At 46.1% G+C, this 18,642-nt stretch carries 16 protein-coding genes; 14 read left to right on the top strand and 2 right to left on the bottom strand.

The annotated features are described in order from the left end of the window. Positions 1–22 precede the first annotated feature (22 nt). On the bottom strand, positions 23–1,549 hold the full coding sequence (locus L5L97_RS07315) for a sigma-54 interaction domain-containing protein (protein WP_263181539.1): 1,527 nt from the start codon (positions 1,547–1,549) through the stop codon (positions 23–25). Positions 1,550–1,714: 165 nt separating this feature from the next. Between L5L97_RS07315 and L5L97_RS07310 the strand changes: the two genes are divergently transcribed. From L5L97_RS07310 to L5L97_RS07300, 3 genes are read left to right on the top strand one after another with little or no spacing between them, the layout of a single operon-like run. Continuing rightward, positions 1,715–3,268 (top strand): flavocytochrome c, encoded by a 1,554-nt coding sequence (locus L5L97_RS07310; protein ID WP_263181538.1) that lies wholly within the window; start codon positions 1,715–1,717, stop codon positions 3,266–3,268. A gap of 41 nt (positions 3,269–3,309) precedes the next feature. Continuing rightward, positions 3,310–4,947: a histidine ammonia-lyase gene (gene hutH / locus L5L97_RS07305; RefSeq protein WP_263175612.1), complete on the top strand. Its 1,638-nt coding sequence runs from the start codon at positions 3,310–3,312 to the stop codon at positions 4,945–4,947. Between the two features lie 42 nt (positions 4,948–4,989). Next, positions 4,990–5,373 carry a cytochrome c3 family protein gene (locus L5L97_RS07300; protein ID WP_173244080.1) on the top strand — a complete coding sequence of 128 codons (384 nt, stop codon included), beginning with the start codon at positions 4,990–4,992 and terminating at the stop codon, positions 5,371–5,373. A 207-nt stretch (positions 5,374–5,580) separates the two neighbouring features. Here the strand turns inward: L5L97_RS07300 and L5L97_RS07295 are convergent, their stop codons facing one another. After that, the gene (locus tag L5L97_RS07295) at positions 5,581–6,870 is read right to left on the bottom strand and encodes an alpha/beta fold hydrolase (RefSeq protein ID WP_219253828.1); all 1,290 of its coding nucleotides are present in this window, start codon (positions 6,868–6,870) and stop codon (positions 5,581–5,583) included. A 255-nt stretch (positions 6,871–7,125) separates the two neighbouring features. On the opposite strand from L5L97_RS07295, the gene L5L97_RS07290 reads away from it, so the two are divergent. From L5L97_RS07290 to L5L97_RS07240, 11 genes are all read left to right on the top strand, one after another. Further along, on the top strand, positions 7,126–7,770 hold the full coding sequence (locus L5L97_RS07290; protein WP_263146279.1) for an MBL fold metallo-hydrolase: 645 nt from the start codon (positions 7,126–7,128) through the stop codon (positions 7,768–7,770). A gap of 145 nt (positions 7,771–7,915) precedes the next feature. Continuing rightward, entirely contained in the window at positions 7,916–9,655 is a 1,740-nt protein-coding gene (locus tag L5L97_RS07285) for a methyl-accepting chemotaxis protein (protein ID WP_263181536.1), read from the top strand. Between the two features lie 325 nt (positions 9,656–9,980). After that, a complete protein-coding gene (locus L5L97_RS07280) occupies positions 9,981–10,997 on the top strand; it encodes an XdhC family protein (protein ID WP_263181535.1) in 1,017 nt (338 codons plus the stop codon). Further along, a complete protein-coding gene (locus tag L5L97_RS07275; RefSeq protein ID WP_263187165.1) occupies positions 10,997–11,764 on the top strand; it encodes a nucleotidyltransferase family protein in 768 nt (255 codons plus the stop codon). Before L5L97_RS07280 ends, L5L97_RS07275 begins: the two co-directional genes overlap by 1 nt. Before the next feature lie 3 nt (positions 11,765–11,767). Further along, positions 11,768–12,271 carry a (2Fe-2S)-binding protein gene (locus L5L97_RS07270; protein WP_198572793.1) on the top strand — a complete coding sequence of 168 codons (504 nt, stop codon included), beginning with the start codon at positions 11,768–11,770 and terminating at the stop codon, positions 12,269–12,271. 1 nt (position 12,272) lies between these two features. Then, positions 12,273–14,519, top strand: coding sequence for a xanthine dehydrogenase family protein molybdopterin-binding subunit (locus tag L5L97_RS07265; RefSeq protein WP_263181533.1), 2,247 nt, complete (start codon positions 12,273–12,275; stop codon positions 14,517–14,519). 259 nt (positions 14,520–14,778) lie between these two features. Continuing rightward, positions 14,779–15,270, top strand: coding sequence for a DUF1097 domain-containing protein (locus tag L5L97_RS07260; protein WP_028761013.1), 492 nt, complete (start codon positions 14,779–14,781; stop codon positions 15,268–15,270). 104 nt (positions 15,271–15,374) lie between these two features. Next, positions 15,375–16,826 carry a methyl-accepting chemotaxis protein gene (locus L5L97_RS07255; RefSeq protein WP_263139063.1) on the top strand — a complete coding sequence of 484 codons (1,452 nt, stop codon included), beginning with the start codon at positions 15,375–15,377 and terminating at the stop codon, positions 16,824–16,826. A gap of 226 nt (positions 16,827–17,052) precedes the next feature. After that, the gene (locus L5L97_RS07250; protein WP_263181532.1) at positions 17,053–17,271 is read left to right on the top strand and encodes a hypothetical protein; all 219 of its coding nucleotides are present in this window, start codon (positions 17,053–17,055) and stop codon (positions 17,269–17,271) included. Between the two features lie 41 nt (positions 17,272–17,312). Beyond that, the gene (locus L5L97_RS07245; RefSeq protein WP_028761011.1) at positions 17,313–17,681 is read left to right on the top strand and encodes an SMI1/KNR4 family protein; all 369 of its coding nucleotides are present in this window, start codon (positions 17,313–17,315) and stop codon (positions 17,679–17,681) included. A 187-nt stretch (positions 17,682–17,868) separates the two neighbouring features. Beyond that, a complete protein-coding gene (locus tag L5L97_RS07240; protein ID WP_263181531.1) occupies positions 17,869–18,294 on the top strand; it encodes an SMI1/KNR4 family protein in 426 nt (141 codons plus the stop codon). Positions 18,295–18,642: the final 348 nt, after the last annotated feature.

The raw sequence follows: 18,642 nt of genomic DNA, 5'->3' as shown, positions 1-18,642 counted from the left end.
AGCACTCGTTAGCCTTGAAAGATTATACAATCCCCAGTTTCTTCATTTTGCTGCGCAGGGTATTGGCATTGATGTCCAATAACTCAGCCGCACCTCCTGGACCATAGAGTTTTCCACCTGTAATCCTCAGTGCATGACTAATATATTTTCTGGTCATAACATCAAGGGGCACAAGTTTATCGCTCGCATAGTTTGGATCTATGATAACGGTTTTATTTGCTTGGGTCGTAATTTCCTCACCCTGATGTGGAGCAAGGAAGCCAAAATCTAACGGTCCTGAAGGTTGTTGTATTATCGCCCGTTCGAGCACGTTAATGAGTTCTCGGACATTTCCTGGCCAAGCGTATTGATTCAGAATATTCAATTGTTCCGGTGTAACTCTTGGTAATTGAGGCAGGTTGAACTTTGAACTCAGTTGCTCGATAAAATGCTGTACGAGTAAAGGAATGTCTGTACGTCTTTGTCTTAATGAAGGGATTTCAATAGGGAAAATAGCTAAGCGATACCAAAGATCTTCCCGAAACATTTCTCTGTGTACCATAGCTTGTAAATTTCTATGGGTGGCAGCCACTATACGAATATCCAGCTGTACAGCATCATGCCCACCCACACGGGTAATACTGCTATTTTGAAGCACACGGAGTAATCGAACCTGTGCGGATAGTGGTAGCTCACCAATTTCATCGAGGAAGATAGTGCCGCCATTGGCTTGTTCGAAGTAGCCAATTTTACGGGACTCAGCCCCAGTAAATGCCCCTTTTTCATAACCAAAGAGTTCGGAGTCAATCAAAGTATCTGGAATGGCGCCGCAGTTGACCTTGATAAAGGGCTTATCCGAACGTTCAGAAAGTTCGTGAATAGCATTAGCTATCACTTCTTTTCCACACCCCGTTTCACCCAGCATTAGGACGGTCGTATTAATCTTGGCAATAGATTGCACTTGCTGCATGACGTGTTTCAAGCCTGAATTGGCTCCCACTACGCCATTCTGGACATCCAGTGTTCTGCGAAGACTCACATTCTGCTTTGAGAGTGCTTCATTTTCTTTAAGTAAATTACGTCCGCGTAGATTTAGTGCAGTGATTAAGGCTAATGCATGCATATGCGGAGCAATTAAATCAGCATGACGAGGGCGAAAAACGCCTGTCGTTTTGGCATAAAATCCGACTATCCCAAGGTGGGTATTTTCGATAGACATTCTCAAAATGATCAGCGAACGAATACCACTGATCACCTTAGGCGCAACTAAAGCTGTGATTGGGTCGTGCTCAATATCATTAACAATTCTCACGCGTGGGCGTTGAGGATCATCTAAGCACTTAGCCAGTTCTTCAGGGATAGATATTTGCCTATCTAAGGTACATGATTGGTTAGCATTGACATGAGCAATAAATTGTATGTCATTAAATTGTTTGCGAAAAATATTAATAAATAGCCCATCAATAGGCAGTTCATCCCGAATAAACTCGAAGTAACTTTGCAGGGACTTTTCGAGTTGTAGGCTACTGCATAATCTCAGTGTCGATTCGTGATAAAAGTGTTTTTCCATTGATATTTCATGTTAATCATTAAGTATCGTGATTGTAGATCTTTATATTTCGTGATTCCGTGCCTCCAATCAAAGTTCCCCACTTAATTACCTCTTTTTAGGTGCTTGGCACAGCGCATGCACTTCCATGCTGACAAGTTCCAGCCATTATTGAAGGAAGTAAGCATGAGTAAAACTCAAGATATTGATACGGGCCGTCGGCAGTTGCTAAAAGGTGGGGCTGTGATGGCTGCGGGCTTTGGGGCTGCAATAGCCTTACCTGCAACAGCAAGTTGCGATGCTGTTCCTGAAGCATTCGACGAGATTGTAGATGTGCTGGTCGTCGGCAGCGGCTTTGCTGGTATGTCTGCAGCATTACAAGCAAGGGAAGTCGGTGTCAGTGTGATGGTTGTGGACAAGATGCCTGTCTTTGGCGGTAACTCAACAATCAATGGCGGTGCCATGGCTGTGGCGGGCTCTGAGTTGCAAAAACAGGCCGGAATTAATGATTCTGTCGATGAAATGGTCGCCGATATGATGCGAGCAGGTCGGGGCATGAACGATGTTGAGATGTTAAAACTGGTGTGTAATGGCACGGCTGAATCCTGTCAGTGGTTGATTGAACATGGGGTTAAGTGGAAACCTTTTGTGCAGCATTTTGGTGGACACTCAATACAACGAGTCTTGCAAACCGTTGAAAGTTCAGGGGCAGGTATTATCAGACCGCTGATTAACGCCGCGAGAGATAAAGGCGTGGTGATGAGAAATCAGACCAAGCTCGAAAGCTTTGTGAAAGATCTCGATGGTCGCGTGATTGGGGTCGAAGTTCGTGAAGGTTTTTATTTCCCTAATGAGCGAACCGGTAAAATACGTCGTATAGGCGCGCACCGTGGTGTTGTCATGGCAACGGGGGGCTTTGGTCGCGATATTGAATATCGCATGATGCAACTACCTGAGTTAAATAACGACTTAGATTCCACCAATCATGCTGGTGCAACTTCAGAAGCCCTAAAGCAAATGATGCTCTTAGGTGCTAACCCTATTCATTTAGACCAAATTCAACTCGGCCCATGGGCATCTCCCGATGAAAAAGGCTTTGGTACTGCATCCCAGTTCAACACGATTGCGACCTATCCCCACGGTATTGTGGTGGATGTGCGCACTGGTGAACGTTTTTTCAATGAACTTGCAGATCGTAAAGCGAGAGCTGACGCTATCATGACTCGCCGTGATGAACATGGTCAGCCTGTTTATCCTATTGGTTTCACTAATGCAGAAGGGGCTAGTAAGGCGCAAACCTTAGATTGGGGACTGAAATATAAGGTGATTAGTAAAGCAGAAACCTTAGACGAACTTGCTGCTATTTATGGTATGCCAGCCAAAGCACTAAAAGCTCAAGTCGCCCGTTGGAACGAAGCGGTAAAAAATGGTGTTGATAAAGAATTCGCACGTCCTCTGCAAGAAGCCATTGTGCTAGATAAAGGGCCTTGGTATGCCGTTCGTATGTGGCCAAAAGTTCACTATTGCATGGGCGGCGTTAAAGTGAATACCCGATCAGAAGTACTGCATTTAGTCACCAACCAAGCCATTCCAGGGCTGTATGCCGCAGGTGAAGCAACCGGAGGAATTCACGGTGCTAGCCGTTTAGGCGCTTGTGCTGTCGCAGAGGGCGTTGTTACTGGTCGCAACGCGGGCCGAAATTGTGCCGCGGCAAAGGCGGCGGTGCTTAAGCAAGCATAATTAGATTTTTATTAAAAATTACAATGTATTGGAGAATGGTAATGAATAAATCAGTGTTGATGGCATCGCTTACTTTAAGCCTACTCTCTGGGAGTGCTTTAGCGATGGAGCACGTTGTCCTCGATGGTAAACATTTAACGCAAGAACAAGCATGGGCAATCGCCGATGGCGCTAAAGTCAAGATTGCATCTCAAGCGAAAACCCAACTCGTTAAAGCTAATAGTTTGTTGATGGAAGCTGCTCGTTTAGGTAAGCCTGTTTATGGTCTTACTGTGGGCGTTGGTTTGAACAAAGATCACAAGTTATTTGATGCCAATGGCAAGTTAAGTGATGAAGTGCTTGAGGCATCACGTAACTTTAACTATAGCACTTTTCGAGCTCATAGTGCAGGAGTCGGTGACGCTGCACCGATTCGGTTAACTCGATTAGCCTTGGCGGTACGCTTAAATACTATGCTCGCGGGACAAACAGGGGTGCAACCTGTTGTGGCTGAACTCTATGAGGCATACCTTAACAAAGGGTTAACGCCAGTCATCCCCGCCCACGGTACTGTAGGTGAAGCGGATATTTTGCTCTCATCCCATGTCGGGTTAGCTATGGTGGGTGAGTGGGAAGTATTCTACAAAGGACAACGTGTTAGCAGTAAAGATGCTATGGCGGATGCCGGAATTACACCACTTGTGCCTATGGGTAAAGATGCGCTATCAATTCTGTCTAACAATTCGTTTTCAGTTGCTTATGCGATGCAAGGTTACCGTGAGGCCAAGCAATTACTCTCTATCTCGCCAACGCTATTTGGTTTAAGCCTTGAGGGATTAAATGGTAACGTGGCGCCATTTTTACCACAAACCAATGATATTCGTCCTTTCCCTTATATTAAAGCCAGCACAAGTGACATTCTAAAACAGTTAGATGGCAGTTATTTATGGCAGCTTAATGATGAACGTCCTTTGCAGGACCCTCTCAGTTACCGAACGACAGCATACACGTTAGCCAGTGCTGAACAAGCGTTAGCAGAATTGAATGATGTGGTAAATATTCAAATAAATCATTCGGATGATAACCCTGCAGTTATTGTTGGCGCATCGAATGAGTATGCGAAGTTTCCACAGGTTGCTAAGTATATTGTCGAAGGGCAAGGTGGTGTGTTCCCAACCACGAACTTTGAACCTTTGCCTGTTGCACTGGCAGTACAAAACTTGAGCGTGGCGTTGACGCATGTATCCCATAACAGTGTCATGCGCACTATCCACTTATCCGATGATCACTTTACTAAACTGCCACGCTTTTTAAGTGCTCCAGGTAATAATGGCCATGCTTTTGGCGCGATTCAAAAAGCTTTTGTAGATATGCAGGTTCGTAATAAACAGTTGGCGACCCCAGTGTCATTTGATGGGATTTCAATTGCGGGGGGAATTGAAGATACTTTCACTAACCTGAAGCTTGCTGCGGACAATTTGATCCAGATTGTCGACAACACACGTGTGATCTACGGTTTAGAGTTGCTGCATTCAAGTCAAGCAATTGATTTACGTAAGTTGGCCACTCCAGATCTTCATTTAGGTAAAGCGACCGAAGCCATGTACAAGGCTTACCGAGAAAAAGTGCCATTTGTTGCTCAAGATCGCCCATTCACGCCTGATATCCAAACTTCAACTGAATTTATCGCAAATTATTAATATGTTATGCGGGGCAGTATGCCCCGCTATAGGAAGAGTCTGATGTTAAAACCCTTATATACACTTTTACTTGGTTGCATGTTCATGCTGCCAATAACAACAAATGCGATGAATATTAAGGATTATCATAAGGATGTGATGACAAGTGAGAATGGTCAGGTCGACTGTACTGCCTGTCATGGTGATGTAAAGCGTAAGACCATACCTGATGCCGCAGTGTGCGCTAACTGCCATGGTTCTCCTCAGGATGTGGCTAAACTGACTAAGCGACCTGAAGACGCGGGGCATTCGGTTGAGCCCAATCCCCATGACAGTTTACATTACGGTTCTGATTTACCATGTACTTACTGTCATCAAGAACATAAAGAAAGCAAAGTTTATTGTAATCAATGTCATGAATTTACTTATCCTAAAATGAAGCGATAGTTTTAAGATTTTGTCACTTTGCTTTGTCGTCTATTTTATTGGGCAATGCACTCGCCGAAGGTGAGTGCATTTTTTGCAAAAAAAAGAGTAAACCAAAACGGTTTACTCATACGGAAATGGGTCGTTAAAGCTTGCCAAAATCACTCAACTGATGAGGAGCAGGCATATAATCTCAGCATTAACTTAATTAGCCCTTAAAGCTCATATTTATCTTAGGGTGTCGCCTCGGTTTAAGCTGATGAGCTTATCCAGTATGCGTTCTCCATCCATGCGGATGCCGTTGTGCTCATATTCTGATGTTAACCAATACTTTAGCCTGCCAACTTGTTTTGTGGTTTCTAAACTGTATTGCATCTCTACAAACATATCTTCACTGTAAATGGCTGCTGCAACAGGGACTCGGTTTTGTGCCAGTTGCTCTAAATTGTAAAGTGCTGGCCAATCTGATTTATGGGCAAGGATTTCTGCCGCGGCTTTAAGCGGCACTAAGTGACTAAATTGGTCAAACATCCATGGGTATATCATCTCACCTGTGAATAAAAACGGTTTACCTTGTTGATAGTTAAAGGCGGGGAATTGCTGTCTAACCCTGTGTGCGGACCATTGTGAAGCCGAGTGTTGACAGTAGATGGCTTCATGCAACAGGGCAAAAATCGGGTTAGTGTTGTAATCGAGCATTTGACCGAAATGATTTAAAAATAACGGGTTAACGACTGTCCCTGAAGCCGTGTTGATCAAGGCTTGCTCAAGCAAATAATAAACCGATTCAGGCCCCTGCTCCATTCCAATATTAATCCCCAGTAGTTGTAACATTTCAACCGTGAGGCGTTCACCCGTTGCCAAATACACTTCATTTTCAAGCAAATGTTTTGCTAAGCGAGTGACGAGATGTTGAGCATCGTGGAAGCGTTGGAAAAATTGTTTATTCTTCGCCAGTACGCGTTGATAAGTCGCAAGATAGACGTCGTCGCTGCTACGGGTTAATGATGGTATGCCACCCGTGATATAGGCTTCGCTGACGCCTTGAGGGGCGGCGCTTAAATAATGTAACACGCAAAATCCCCCGAAACTTTGGCCGAGAATCGCCCACTTATCGGCGGGACAAAGCTGGGCACGAATCGTTTCGGCATCACGAATGATATTGTCAGCCCTGAAATGGCTTAGGTAATCCGCTTGAGCTGCGGGATCTAAATGTTGCAGGCTTTGGTAATTAATCGGTGTTGATAAGCCTGTACCACGTTGATCGAGTAATAACACTCGATATTCTTTTAATGCGCGGCGGATCCAGCCGCTGTTGCTGGCGGGACGCATGGCCGCAAATCCAGGGCCGCCTTGAAAAAATACGATATAAGGTAGTTTTTTATCTTTGTTTTCTGGGCTACAGAGTTCTCTGGCAAACACTTGGATTTGCTCTGCAATTGGATTTTGATAGTTGAGGGGCAAGGTAAAAGTGTGTTTCTTCGCCAGCACTCCGGCGAGAATAATATCGGGTTTCATCAAACAACCTTAATGGCAGAGGATCATGTTATTGTGATTGGCAGATTGTATACCCAAATAAGCTGAAGATGCAGCAACCTAGGCTACCTGAAACGCGTATCTTCAGCTAACTTGGGTATAGAAAAAATAGTTTATGTCGTAAGCTAGGATTATTTGATTAGCTTTTGGTGAAGATCAATTTTTTGGATACAAATTTGAGCCATGATGAGTTTCTTAGCGTAATCTATCGCTTATGGATAACACGAGATTGAAGCTATGAAGTATCAGATTATTCCAGTGACACCTTTTCAGCAAAATTGCAGCTTGATCTGGTGTGAAAAAACCAAGGGTGCTGCGGTTGTGGATCCTGGCGGTAATATTGACAGGATCCAAAACGAAGTGGCGAAACTTGGACTCGTCCTTGAAAAAATCCTCCTTACCCATGGGCATATCGATCATGTCGGTGGTGCAAAAGCCCTAGCGAAAGCCGCTAATGTGCCGATTATTGGCCCGCATATTGCTGATAAATTCTGGATTGATAACTTACCTAAGCAAAGCCAAAATTTTGGTTTTCCCCATTGCGATGCCTTTGAACCGGATCAATATCTACAGGATGGCGATATTGTTAAAGTGGGCGAGCAAAGTTTATCTGTGCTGCATTGCCCTGGGCATACGCCGGGACACATTGCACTTTTCTCTGCCCAATCTAAGTTGGCGTGGGTGGGGGATATTTTGTTTCGAAGTTCTATCGGTCGCACCGATTTCCCCCAATCAAATCATCAGGATTTAATTCACTCGATCACCGAAAAACTGTGGCCCTTAGGTGCCGAGGTTGAATTCATTCCTGGGCATGGTCCTATGTCGACCTTTGGCGAAGAGCGCGAGCATAACCCCTTTGTCGCGGACCAACTTTTACTGTAATTGAGACGCCATTCAGCATTGCTTGATTTGTGAGCGATAATCACTCGCAAATCAAATGATTATTTCAGCTAATAAACCAACCTTTTTTATGTTTTCTGTTTTTCCTTCTAGACTTAAAGCAGTTCTTCCGTCTACTGGGGTAAGTATGAAAACAAAAACAATGATGAGCGTGGTCTTTTCGACCATAGTCGCGAGTGCCGTGATTTCTGCGGTATTGAGCTTCAATGTTAAGTCTAAAATCGATCTCTTTAATGATGCGGCTAGCGTCCGATATCAGTCCTATCAAGTTGCCGATGAGTTAAGACAAAGTTCCGATGACCTAACGCGTCTCGCTCGAACTTACGCTGTTACGGGTGATGAAAAATACGAAAAAATGTATATGGATATTTTGGCTATCCGTAATGGTGAGAAGTCTAGACCTGAAAAATATCATCAGATTTACTGGGATTTGGTGCTGAGCTATGGCGATAAGCCAAAACCCGACGGTGCTAGCATTGCGATAAACACACAAATGAAGTCCCTCGGTTTTTCTGATGAAGAATTCCGTTACCTTGAACAAGCTCAGCAAAACTCAGATGCGTTAGTCGCCCTCGAAGTGAAAGCCATGAATGCCGTCAAAGGTATTTTTATGGACCCCAACACCCAAACTTACACGATCAAAGGTGAGCCTAACTTAACTATGGCGAGGGAGTTATTACATAGCGACCAATACCACAGAGAAAAAGCTAAGATCATGCAGCCGATTGATGAGTTTTTTACAGCATTGGATAAACGTACCGATGGTGATGTGAATAACCGACTCGATTCCCTGCATGCAGCATTAAACTGGTCCCAACTGGTGTTATTTATCGTGATTTTAGCCGCCGTTGGCGGATTTATTATCGTTAAGAGCCGGATTGTGACTCCCTTAGTGCAGACCTGTAGTGAGTTGCTCGACATTCAGCGCTCTAAGAATCTTGCGCGGCGGATCTCTGTCACCACTCAGGGAGAGATTGGCGAAATCGTTAATCAAATCAACTTGTTTATCTCTTCCCTTGCCAGTTCCTTATCGACAACGGATGGCATTGCAAAAGAGGTGGCTGATTTAGCGAAGCAAACTAAAGCATCAATTCAAATTTCGCGTGAAAGCTCAAATCGGGTGGCGAGGGAACTGGATGCCAGCGCCAGTGCGATGGAAGAAATGACCACGACGTTAGTGCATGTGAGTGAGAGTACGTCGAACGCTGAAAGTCGCGCCGCTGAAAATGAAGCGCATGTCACTGTGGGTAAACAGACGGTATCGGAAGCGTTGAAAGCCATGTCGGTATTGGAAACTGAGTTTACCAATACTCAAGACTCTATGTCGCATTTAGTGAACGAAAGCACCCAAGTCAGTAATGTGTTGAGTGTGATTAAGGCGATTGCAGAGCAGACGAATTTGCTGGCACTGAATGCCGCGATTGAAGCCGCAAGGGCCGGTGAGCAAGGGCGAGGTTTCGCTGTGGTGGCCGATGAGGTTAGATCATTAGCCCAGCGAACCCAAGATTCCACTAAGGAAATCGATGATATTGTCGCAAGCCTTCAGAGTCGTACAAATCAAGTGGGCACATCTGTGACTCAAGCCGCGACGCTTATGCAAAAAGCGGGAGTAGAGCTGCAACGTATCGTGGCAGTATTTGAGGATATTCGTCACAGTACGGAAGCGATTCATGGGATCAATACTCAGGTTGCCGCTTCAACCGAAGAACAATCCTTAGTTTCTAAAGAAATCGCTTCGAGTATGATGGTGATCCGCGATAATTCCCGTGAAGTATCACAGATTATCGAGCAGATAGAATCGACCTCAATTAGCCTAGACAATCAATCCCAAATACTACGTACTAAGGCGGGGGAATATCAGTTTTAGATGAGATGTGGTTGATTTACGAACGAACGCCACTCAAGACACGGATGTCAATCCTTCCTCTTCGAATCCTCCCCTGAACATATTTTATGCTTCAACACTTTTTGACATCTATTACTCCTTTCAATACGTACACGCCTTTGCTAACTTGGTTGCCCATGTGTTTAATGCCGAGCGTTTGGCGAAGCGGTTTTATTTGCTGATAAAACTTGCGTCAAGCTTTGATGACAAATAGACGTCGATAGCTGCGTTATTAACGGCTGATCGTTTCAATAGCGATAAGCGCATTAAATTTTTAAATCTCCCTAACCCAATGGAGTCCTTGCGGATGGATCACCAAATCGAAGATTTACTAGAGCATTGGCTACCGCTGGCGGATGACGCTTGGGTGCTTGCGGTGATCACCCAAATTCAAGGTTCGGCCTATCGCAAACCCGGTGCCATGATGTTGTTCCATGAGTTTGGTCAAGGCGTGGGTATGTTAAGTGGCGGCTGTTTAGAAGCCGATTTACGCCGTCATGCTCAAAATGCCATGCAGACTAAGCAAGTCATGTGTGTCACCTATGATGCAAGCGATGAGTCCGATGCCAGCTATCGACTCGGTTGTGGTGGCATAGTAGATATCATGTTGATCCCTCTGCTAAAAGAGAATCATGATCTTGGCTTAGTTGAGCTAGTGCAGGCATTTCGCCACGGTCGGTCGGGTTTTTACCAATTGCCTTTAGTCAAAGCGGGGACGGATGCGCGCCAGTATCACGCTGCGTTTTATTCTGAGGAGTTGACGCCGTTCCCCGCCAGCGATTTTGTTCGCACGGGCGTCTTCACCCAAGACGCGGGAGAATCACTGATTATTCCCTTGAGACCAAGATTCCATCTTGGGATCTTTGGCGGTGGTATCGATGCTAAGCCCGTTGCCGCCATGGCCCACACTTTAGGTTGGCAAGTGACTGTTTTCGATGGTCGTACCGCCTATGCCAGAGCGGCGGATTTCCCCCATGCCCATATAGTGAAACTGACCGCGGGGGAATTAACCGCGAATCATATCGCTCAATTGGATTGCGCCGTGGTGATGAACCATAACTTGGGCTTAGATGCTACAGCATTAAAGGTCATTCAAGCGCATCCGCTAGCCTATATCGCCTTGCTTGGTCCTGCCCATCGACGGGATAAAGTGCTTGGAATGGCAGGGCTCAGTACTGAATCTTTTTCTGGGGTATTTTCTGCTCCCGCGGGGCTTGCCCTTGGCGGCGAGTTACCGAGTGCCGTTGCGTTAAGTATTTTGGCCCAGTGCCACGGGGTGCTCCATGGTGCGACCTTAAAACATCTCGATGAGATAATGCGTTGATGACATTGCCGCCAGTGCAAAAGCCTTCTGTACTAATGTCTACAGCGCCAAAGTCGACAGCGCTAACGTTGACAGAGAAAACGCCACTTTCATCCAAGCGCCTGCTGATTGTGGTACTTGCGGCGGGTGAGAGTAAGCGCTTTGATGGGGTAAAGTTAGCGCAACTTCTACCATCACATAGCGCTACGGAAATTCGCGAACAAACCATCATTAACACTCATGTTGAGCGTTTACAGCAGCTTAGTTGCCAAGATTTAGGTTTGGATCGCAAAGACACTCATTCGCTCCAGCATACGCCTTTGTTAATCATACTCGGTGCTCATCAGTACATATTGCAGCCATTATTAGTCGAGCTTCATTCCCGCCAACCCTTTGATATTTTAGTTAATCCACAGTGGCAAACAGGCTTGGCATCCTCAGTGAGTTTGGCGGCAAGCTATGCCAAAGAGCAGGGCTTTGATGCCATGCTGCTGACATTGGCAGACCAAGTGGCCTTGAGTGCAGACGATTATCGACAACTGATTTGGACATGGCATGAAACCGGTAAAGACGTTGCCGCCCATTACTTGGATGATTTAGGCGTACCTGCTATTTTTAATGCCTCTACATTACCGCAGTTCACTCACTTGAGTGGTGATCGCGGGGCGAAATCGATTCTAAAACAACAAGCACAGCGGGGAGCGTTAGTCGCTATAACACTACCCCGCGCCGCAATTGATATTGATACCCAAGCCGATCTTGCGTCGTGGTTGGCACTTAAGGAGTGAGTTATGGCAGAAGTATTATCAACCACTGCAGTTATCAAGGAAGCCAGTACCGCCGCTTCCACCCAAACACTTTTCATCAACGGTAAATCATTTACCTTAGATGCCGATCCTAAAATGCCAATCCTGTGGGCGTTACGGGATATTTTAGGGCTCACGGGCACTAAATATGGTTGTGGTGCAGGGCTATGCGGTGCTTGCACTGTGCATTTAGACGGCCAACCTGTGCGCGCCTGTTTAACCAGTTTGGGGCAGGCACAAGGAAAACGTCTGACAACAATTGAAGGGCTGGATAATCAAAAGCTTAAAAATGCATGGGCCGAACATAACGTGCCCCAGTGCGGCTATTGTCAGGCGGGACAACTGATGTCGGCTGCGGCGTTAGTGGCGCAGCATCCGAAACCTTCTGCAGAACAAATCAACTCTGCCATGTCGGGGAATATCTGCCGCTGCGGCACCTATCCTAGGATCAAAGCCGCACTGCAAAACTATGCCAAACAGGAGGGCTAATATGAGTACTTTTACTGCCGTAGAAAATATCAGCCGCCGCGATGTGTTAAAACTGTTTGGCGCAGTAGGGGGCGGACTTGCATTAGGGGCGAGTGGATTAACTTGGAGCCCCATGGCGTTGGCGCAGGATAAAGAAGCGCGGCTGAATCTGTTTATTGCCATTGGTGAAGACGACAAAGTGTACCTCACTTGCCATCGCTCCGAGATGGGACAGGGGATCAGAACCGGCATTCTGCAAGTCTTAGCCGAAGAGTTAGACGCGGATTGGGATAAAATTGTCCCTATTCAAGGTTTAGCTGATAAACGTTATGCCAGCCAAAACACTGACGGTAGCCGCAGTATTCGCGAAAATTACGACCGCATGCGCCAGATGGGGGCGATGGCAAGAACCATGCTTGAGCAGGCCGCCGCCGCACGTTGGAAAGTTCCCGTGAGCGAGGTGCATACCGCCGACCATAAAGTGTTGCATGCTAAAACAGGCCGCTCGGCCAAGTTCGGCGAGTTAGCGTTAGCCGCATCAGAGCAACCCGTACCTGCCGTTGAGTCGTTAACCTTTAAAGAGGTTAAAGATTTCAAGCAGATTGGTGCATCACGTCAAATCGTTGATATGGATGCCATGTTAAGCGGCAGCGCGATTTATGGTTACGATATCAAACTCGATGGCATGCTTTACGCCAGCATAATACGCCCGCCCGTGCTCGGGAGCGATGTGGCAAGCTTGGATGATACCGCAGCGCGCAAAGTGGCCGGTGTCGTGGATGTGTATCGTTTGCCCGCCGCTAAGGGCGCTCCCGCGTTTCAGGCTTTGGGCGGCGTTGCTGTTATCGCCACAAACACGTGGAGTGCCCTCGAAGGCCGCAAGGCATTAAAGATTACTTGGACTCAGGCCGACAACAGCCAGCATGATTCAAGCCTTTATTTGAAAGAGTTGGTCGAGCGAGTACAGCAAAACGGTAATGTTGTGCGCCAAGTTGGCGATGAGGTCAAAAACTGGCCCGAAGCGAATACGTTAAAGGCTGTTTATACCGTGCCTTATTTAATCCATTCCTCTATTGAGCCGCCCGTTGCAACTGCCCATGTGACTGAAAAGGGTTGTGAAATCTGGGCATCGACCCAAACGCCGCAAAGTACCCAGCAAAATGTGGCCGCTGCGCTGGGTATGGAAGAAGATGCGATTAAAGTGAATGTCACCCTATTGGGTGGTGGTTTTGGGCGTAAATCTAAACCTGATTTTAGCGTTGAAGCCGCGCTGTTATCGAAGCAATTCAAGCGTCCAATTAAAGTGAGTTGGAGCCGCGAGGATGAGATCCAAAACGGTTATTACCATGCCATCAGTGCTCAGTCCTATCAGGCACTGTTTGATGCCAGCAACAAACCGACCGCGCTTTTAGCCCGTACGGGATTCCCATCGATCAGTTCAACCTTTGCTGAAGGGGTGGAATATCCCTCTGGCGGTGAGTTGGATTTAGGCTTTGTGGATGTGCCCTTTGCTTTGCCAAATTTAAGATACGAAGCGGTAAAAGCGCAGGCGCACAGCCGTATTGGTTGGATGCGCTCTGTGTGTAACATTCAGCACGGTTTTAGTGTTGGCAGTTTTGTCGATGAAATGGCTCATAGGGCACAAGTCTCTTGCCCAGACATGTGGCGTGGTCTGTTAGGTGAAGTAAGGCGTGAGACCTTTACCGACCAACAGTTCACCTACGGCAACTATGGCGAAGAACTCAATCGTCATCCCGTGGACGTTAGTCGCTATTTTGGGGTCATTGATGCGGTCGAAAAAGCCCAAACTAAGGCACCCAAGGCGGGCAAAAATCAGGGCTGGGGTTTTGCCGTGCACCGCAGTTTTGTCAGTTATGTCGCCGTGGCTATGCTGGTGGAAGTTAGTGAGGATAAACAGCTTAAAGTGCTAAATGCCATCGCTGCTATCGATGCGGGCACAATAGTTAACCCCGATAGGGTAAAAGCCCAGACAGAAGGTGCGATTATATTTGGCCTGAGTTTAGCCTTGATGGGGGAAATCACTTACAAAGAGGGTAAAGTGCAGCAATCGAATTTCCACGATTATCCTTTGCTGCGACTTCCCCAAACCCCCGATATGGAGATCATCATTATTGCATCCGATGCGCCGCCCGCAGGCGTGGGTGAGCCGGGTGTGCCGCCCGTTACCCCGAGTTTAACCAATGCGATTTTTGCGGCGACGGGGCAGAGGATCCGCGATCTTCCCGTGAATAAACTATTACGAGTGTAGGGCACTGCAGAAGGGTTAACTGAAAGCTGTTTGAACAAAAAAGCGCCTAATAAGCGCTTTTTTCGTTTTTTTACCACAAAAAATTTGCTTGTTAGCGATTTTACGGGCATTAATGCCGAAAATTAGCAATAGATCAGGTTTTTGTTACCAAAATAGAGGTAATTTAACCAATATGTTTACCCAAGCTACCTCAAAATACACATTTTAGAGCGCCCAAGGGTATAAACTTCCGTGAATAGAATTACTAAAGGGGTCATCCATGGAAAATCGTTGGCAAGTCGCTATTTCTGCCGGCCTATTGGCGGCTATTTGGTGTGGCGTCGCAGATGCTTTTCATCTGGTCACTTGGATCGGCTTTTTAGGTTGTAGCACTTTTTTTGCTCAACCTAAGGCTGGCTTTCAGGGCGTGATGATGGCGTGGTGCACAAACCTGTCCGGTGTATTTTGGGCTTGGCTCATTATCTCGGGTAGCAGCTTTTTTATTTCGCCCGTATTTGGGTATATTTTTACCGGCATAGCCACTTCGGCCATGTGTTTACAGGCAAGTTATCAAAAGCTTAGCTTTATTCCCGGCGCATTTATTGGCTGTTGCACTACCTTTGCTATGGCGGGTGATGTGGCCAATGTCGTGCCGTCGTTGATCATTGGTGGCTTATTAGGTTTTAGCATGAGCCTGTTAACAGGGCAGTTGGTTACTCTGACACAAAAGTGGTCTGCCGCCACACGTAACCAAGTTGCTAGCGCGGATTAGCATAATACCTGCTCAGATCTTATGACTGACATAGTTGTCGTGGCGATCTGAGCTATACTGCTGATTTAGTGCCAAATAGCATTTTGTTCTTAGGAATTATCAAGATGAAACAAATCCAGTTTCGTACCATTGATGCCATATTGATCAAGTTCAGTCTCAACGGAAAGTTTTGGGTAGTGTGTTCTATGGTGGCGCTGATCACGGCCGCCGTGGCGCTTGTCAACTATCAACATGCGCACCGTAACCTTGAGCAGGCCTCTATCGCTCGGGTTCAAGCTAGCGTCGATACCTTAGCGCAAGTTGCAACGGCGCAAAAGCTACAAGCTGACGCCTTATCTCAATTTGCCAGCCAATACGGGTTAACTGTAACTTCAAGGCAAAGTGACGCGCAGCGTCAAGGGGATAAAGTGACGGTCAGCGCCAGTGTGTCAGGTCAAGCCTTACAACTGACGCAGAATGTCCATGAGTGGGAAGCCGATGCGCGTAGCGATGCTAACTTTATGTTCTGGTTAGCGTTAGTGGGTTTGTTGCCTTTATTCCAACTGAGTTACTGGATTTCGACTTCACTCGGTGGTGGATTATGGGACATGTACTTAGCCATCAAACGCTTAGCCGATGGTGATTTGAGCTTTAGATTAAACTTCTTTGGTACTGACGATTTCAGTTTGATTGCTCGGGAAATCGATCGCTGCGCCGACAATATGAGTGAAATGGTGTCAGCCATTGGCAAAAATGCACAGACCTTATCATTGGCATCCGATGAATTTAATCAACAGGCGGCCACCAGTGATAAACTGATTGGGTTCCAACATCAATTCCTCGATTCCGTTGCCGTGGCGATGGCACAAATGACCTCAGCGATTGAAGAAGTCTCTGTTAATGCGAGTAATACTTCGTTGCAAACCAAGGAAAATTCAAGCCAAATGTTGGCCAGTCGTGGGCGTATTAGCCATACAGTGGAAAGCATTGGTTTACTCTCAACTAAGATTGGTGCGGCGTTTTCATCGGTGGAACAATTGTCTAAGGATGCGGCGAGTATCGATGCTGTAGTCACAACCATTAACAGTATTTCCCAGCAAACCAATTTGTTAGCCTTAAATGCGGCCATTGAAGCGGCCCGTGCCGGTGAGCAAGGTCGTGGCTTTGCTGTGGTAGCCGATGAAGTGCGTACCTTAGCGGGTCGAACTCAACAGGCCACGGTAGAAATTCAGGCCATGATTGAAGGCTTACAATCTGGCACGACTCGTTTATCTAGCATTACCATGGAGATAGTCGATCAGGCCGATGAAGGTCGCAGTGCGATTATCGCCGTCGGTGATGATGTTCAAGGTATGGCGCAATCGGTCAATGCGGTATTTGATATGAGCAGCCAAATTGCCGCCTCGGCGGAAGAGCAGAGTGTCGCCGCGCGGGATATTGCCGGACAATTGAATGAAATCCGCCATCAGTCGGAAACTATCAAACAAACAGCCCAGCGCAGTGTGACCTTAGCCAATGATCTGCACCATGCCTCGGTCGAGTTAGATGGCATTTTAAAGCAGTACCGCACGAGTTAATATGTCACCTTTAATGTGAGTCGTCGGCATGGGGTGTTGAGCAATAACGCCCGATACTGAGTCTCATGTTAAGTAGTAACGTATCATCCGACAATGGCGGAAATCTTAGATTTCCGCCATTTTAATTTGGAAGTACCCAAAGAACTATTTAGTTATATTGCCCTATTCCGTTCTATCAGCGTGACATTATCTAAATTGACGGTCATAGATTTCAGGGGAGAAAGTTATGTCTGAAAATGTCCTTTTTTGCGGAGGGTATTTCACTGTGGTTGGCGGTGGAAATCTGTGTTTTGTAAAAATAGAATTTGGGGAAATTGATGGTTTCTATATGGCTGATTGTGTTAACCTTTATCGGAAATATTTAAGAAAAATATCAAGCAATTTTAAATTGTTTGTTGATGATAAACGTTCACTAGAGTATCACTTGTTCGCCTCGGTCAATTAAAATTGGCTTGGGACGCCGCTTAACGTTAGGCAACAATAATTATGAATAACGATCCATTTCGAAACCCGACAGATACCGAAATAGCCAGCGCTGAAAGCAAACTGGGCATCAGTTTTCATGACGACTACCGATCATTTTTGAAGTCTGGCAGCGATGTTGCAAACGCTACCTTTGAGCCTGCGGTAATTTTACCCGGCTCTGGCCATCTTGATATCTTTGACATTGCTGAAACAGCCTGGAATGTCATGGGTCTTCCAAGAGACCTTTTGCCATTCATCGAGGATAATGGCGACTATTTCTGCATAGCAAAGACGGGTGAGATAATTTATTGGTCTCACAACGGCAGCACTAAGGAAGAATGGCCGAATCTTTCTGCATGGCACAAGCAGGTTTGTGTAGACCTTGAGTAACTGTGATAGCCTAAATAGTGGTTCAAATCGTTCGCTCCGCTCTCAGTGATGGGTTAAAGCCTGCCCCTTAGCCAAACGTTAACCCATACAAGCATTTAAAGCGGGATTGCTAACAGTTTGCTCGACTTCGCTTCGCTACACAATTTTAGCAAACGATTATCAGCCCCTTAAATGGGCGTTAAGCATTATGAGCAAATATCGAGATAAATTCGAATATCCGGAAAATCCAGCAAGTGCTGAAGAAATTCAGGCTCTTGAGAAATGGTTAGGAACAGATCTTCCGAGTGAGTATAAGAAGTTCTTGCTTGAAACTAATGGGGCAGAAACTCCGATTGGCGTGCAAGAACCAGATGACTCAGTTGTGCTCTGGAGCGTTAAAGAGATATCCGAATTAACAGAAGCCTATTGCTACGAGCAATACTTGCCTGGGTTGGTTGCTATTGGTTCAGATGGTGGGGGAGAGTCAATTGTCTTCGATACCACACATAATATAAGTTCAGAAGACTGGCCAGTTTATAGGGTACCTTTCGGCGATTTAACGAAAGAGTCTATGGTATTGTTGGCGGAAAATTTCAATGAGTGGGTTTCCAGTGGTTATTCGCTCAAGTTCTAAAATGTTTAACAAGGCCAGTCAATCTGACCTCCGTAAACTGTCTTCTTTTTTGCAAAAAGACGTAAAAAAGCTTCCAACTCACTCCGGCAGTTGCTGGCGGCGTTGGTATGACTCCCCACGTCAAGTAGAGCACACAAATATCGGCCTAATTATTTAAGCCTTATTTTTACGTTACTCAAAAGTATTGAGTTAACGCAGTAGATGAAGCAAGTAACTTCGTCGGTTGTCATGCTGATATCCGTGGATTACTTATCTTTCGACAAGCAGCGCCTACCTTACTTTATCCGCCGTGGCACCTGTCTTCAGTCTATGTACGTGGTTCAATACAGGGTTAGCCGTATTGCCATC

The organism is Shewanella sp. SM71 (assembly GCF_025653905.1).
GTDB classification, from domain to species: domain Bacteria; phylum Pseudomonadota; class Gammaproteobacteria; order Enterobacterales; family Shewanellaceae; genus Shewanella; species Shewanella oncorhynchi.
Note: the sequence above shows the minus strand (reverse complement) of the source record. Positions and strands in the feature narration are given on the sequence as shown.

Coding starts and splice junctions, on each gene's coding strand:
- L5L97_RS07295 (WP_219253828.1), bottom strand. CDS start 6,870: ATGAAACCCGATATTATTCTCGCCGGAGTGCTGGCGAAGAAACACACT.
- L5L97_RS07265 (WP_263181533.1), top strand. CDS start 12,273: ATGAGTACTTTTACTGCCGTAGAAAATATCAGCCGCCGCGATGTGTTA.
- L5L97_RS07310 (WP_263181538.1), top strand. CDS start 1,715: ATGAGTAAAACTCAAGATATTGATACGGGCCGTCGGCAGTTGCTAAAA.
- L5L97_RS07300 (WP_173244080.1), top strand. CDS start 4,990: ATGTTAAAACCCTTATATACACTTTTACTTGGTTGCATGTTCATGCTG.
- L5L97_RS07285 (WP_263181536.1), top strand. CDS start 7,916: ATGAAAACAAAAACAATGATGAGCGTGGTCTTTTCGACCATAGTCGCG.
- L5L97_RS07240 (WP_263181531.1), top strand. CDS start 17,869: ATGAGCAAATATCGAGATAAATTCGAATATCCGGAAAATCCAGCAAGT.
- L5L97_RS07250 (WP_263181532.1), top strand. CDS start 17,053: ATGTCTGAAAATGTCCTTTTTTGCGGAGGGTATTTCACTGTGGTTGGC.
- L5L97_RS07245 (WP_028761011.1), top strand. CDS start 17,313: ATGAATAACGATCCATTTCGAAACCCGACAGATACCGAAATAGCCAGC.
- L5L97_RS07255 (WP_263139063.1), top strand. CDS start 15,375: ATGAAACAAATCCAGTTTCGTACCATTGATGCCATATTGATCAAGTTC.
- L5L97_RS07315 (WP_263181539.1), bottom strand. CDS start 1,549: ATGGAAAAACACTTTTATCACGAATCGACACTGAGATTATGCAGTAGC.
- L5L97_RS07280 (WP_263181535.1), top strand. CDS start 9,981: ATGGATCACCAAATCGAAGATTTACTAGAGCATTGGCTACCGCTGGCG.
- hutH (WP_263175612.1), top strand. CDS start 3,310: ATGAATAAATCAGTGTTGATGGCATCGCTTACTTTAAGCCTACTCTCT.
- L5L97_RS07275 (WP_263187165.1), top strand. CDS start 10,997: ATGACATTGCCGCCAGTGCAAAAGCCTTCTGTACTAATGTCTACAGCG.
- L5L97_RS07270 (WP_198572793.1), top strand. CDS start 11,768: ATGGCAGAAGTATTATCAACCACTGCAGTTATCAAGGAAGCCAGTACC.
- L5L97_RS07260 (WP_028761013.1), top strand. CDS start 14,779: ATGGAAAATCGTTGGCAAGTCGCTATTTCTGCCGGCCTATTGGCGGCT.
- L5L97_RS07290 (WP_263146279.1), top strand. CDS start 7,126: ATGAAGTATCAGATTATTCCAGTGACACCTTTTCAGCAAAATTGCAGC.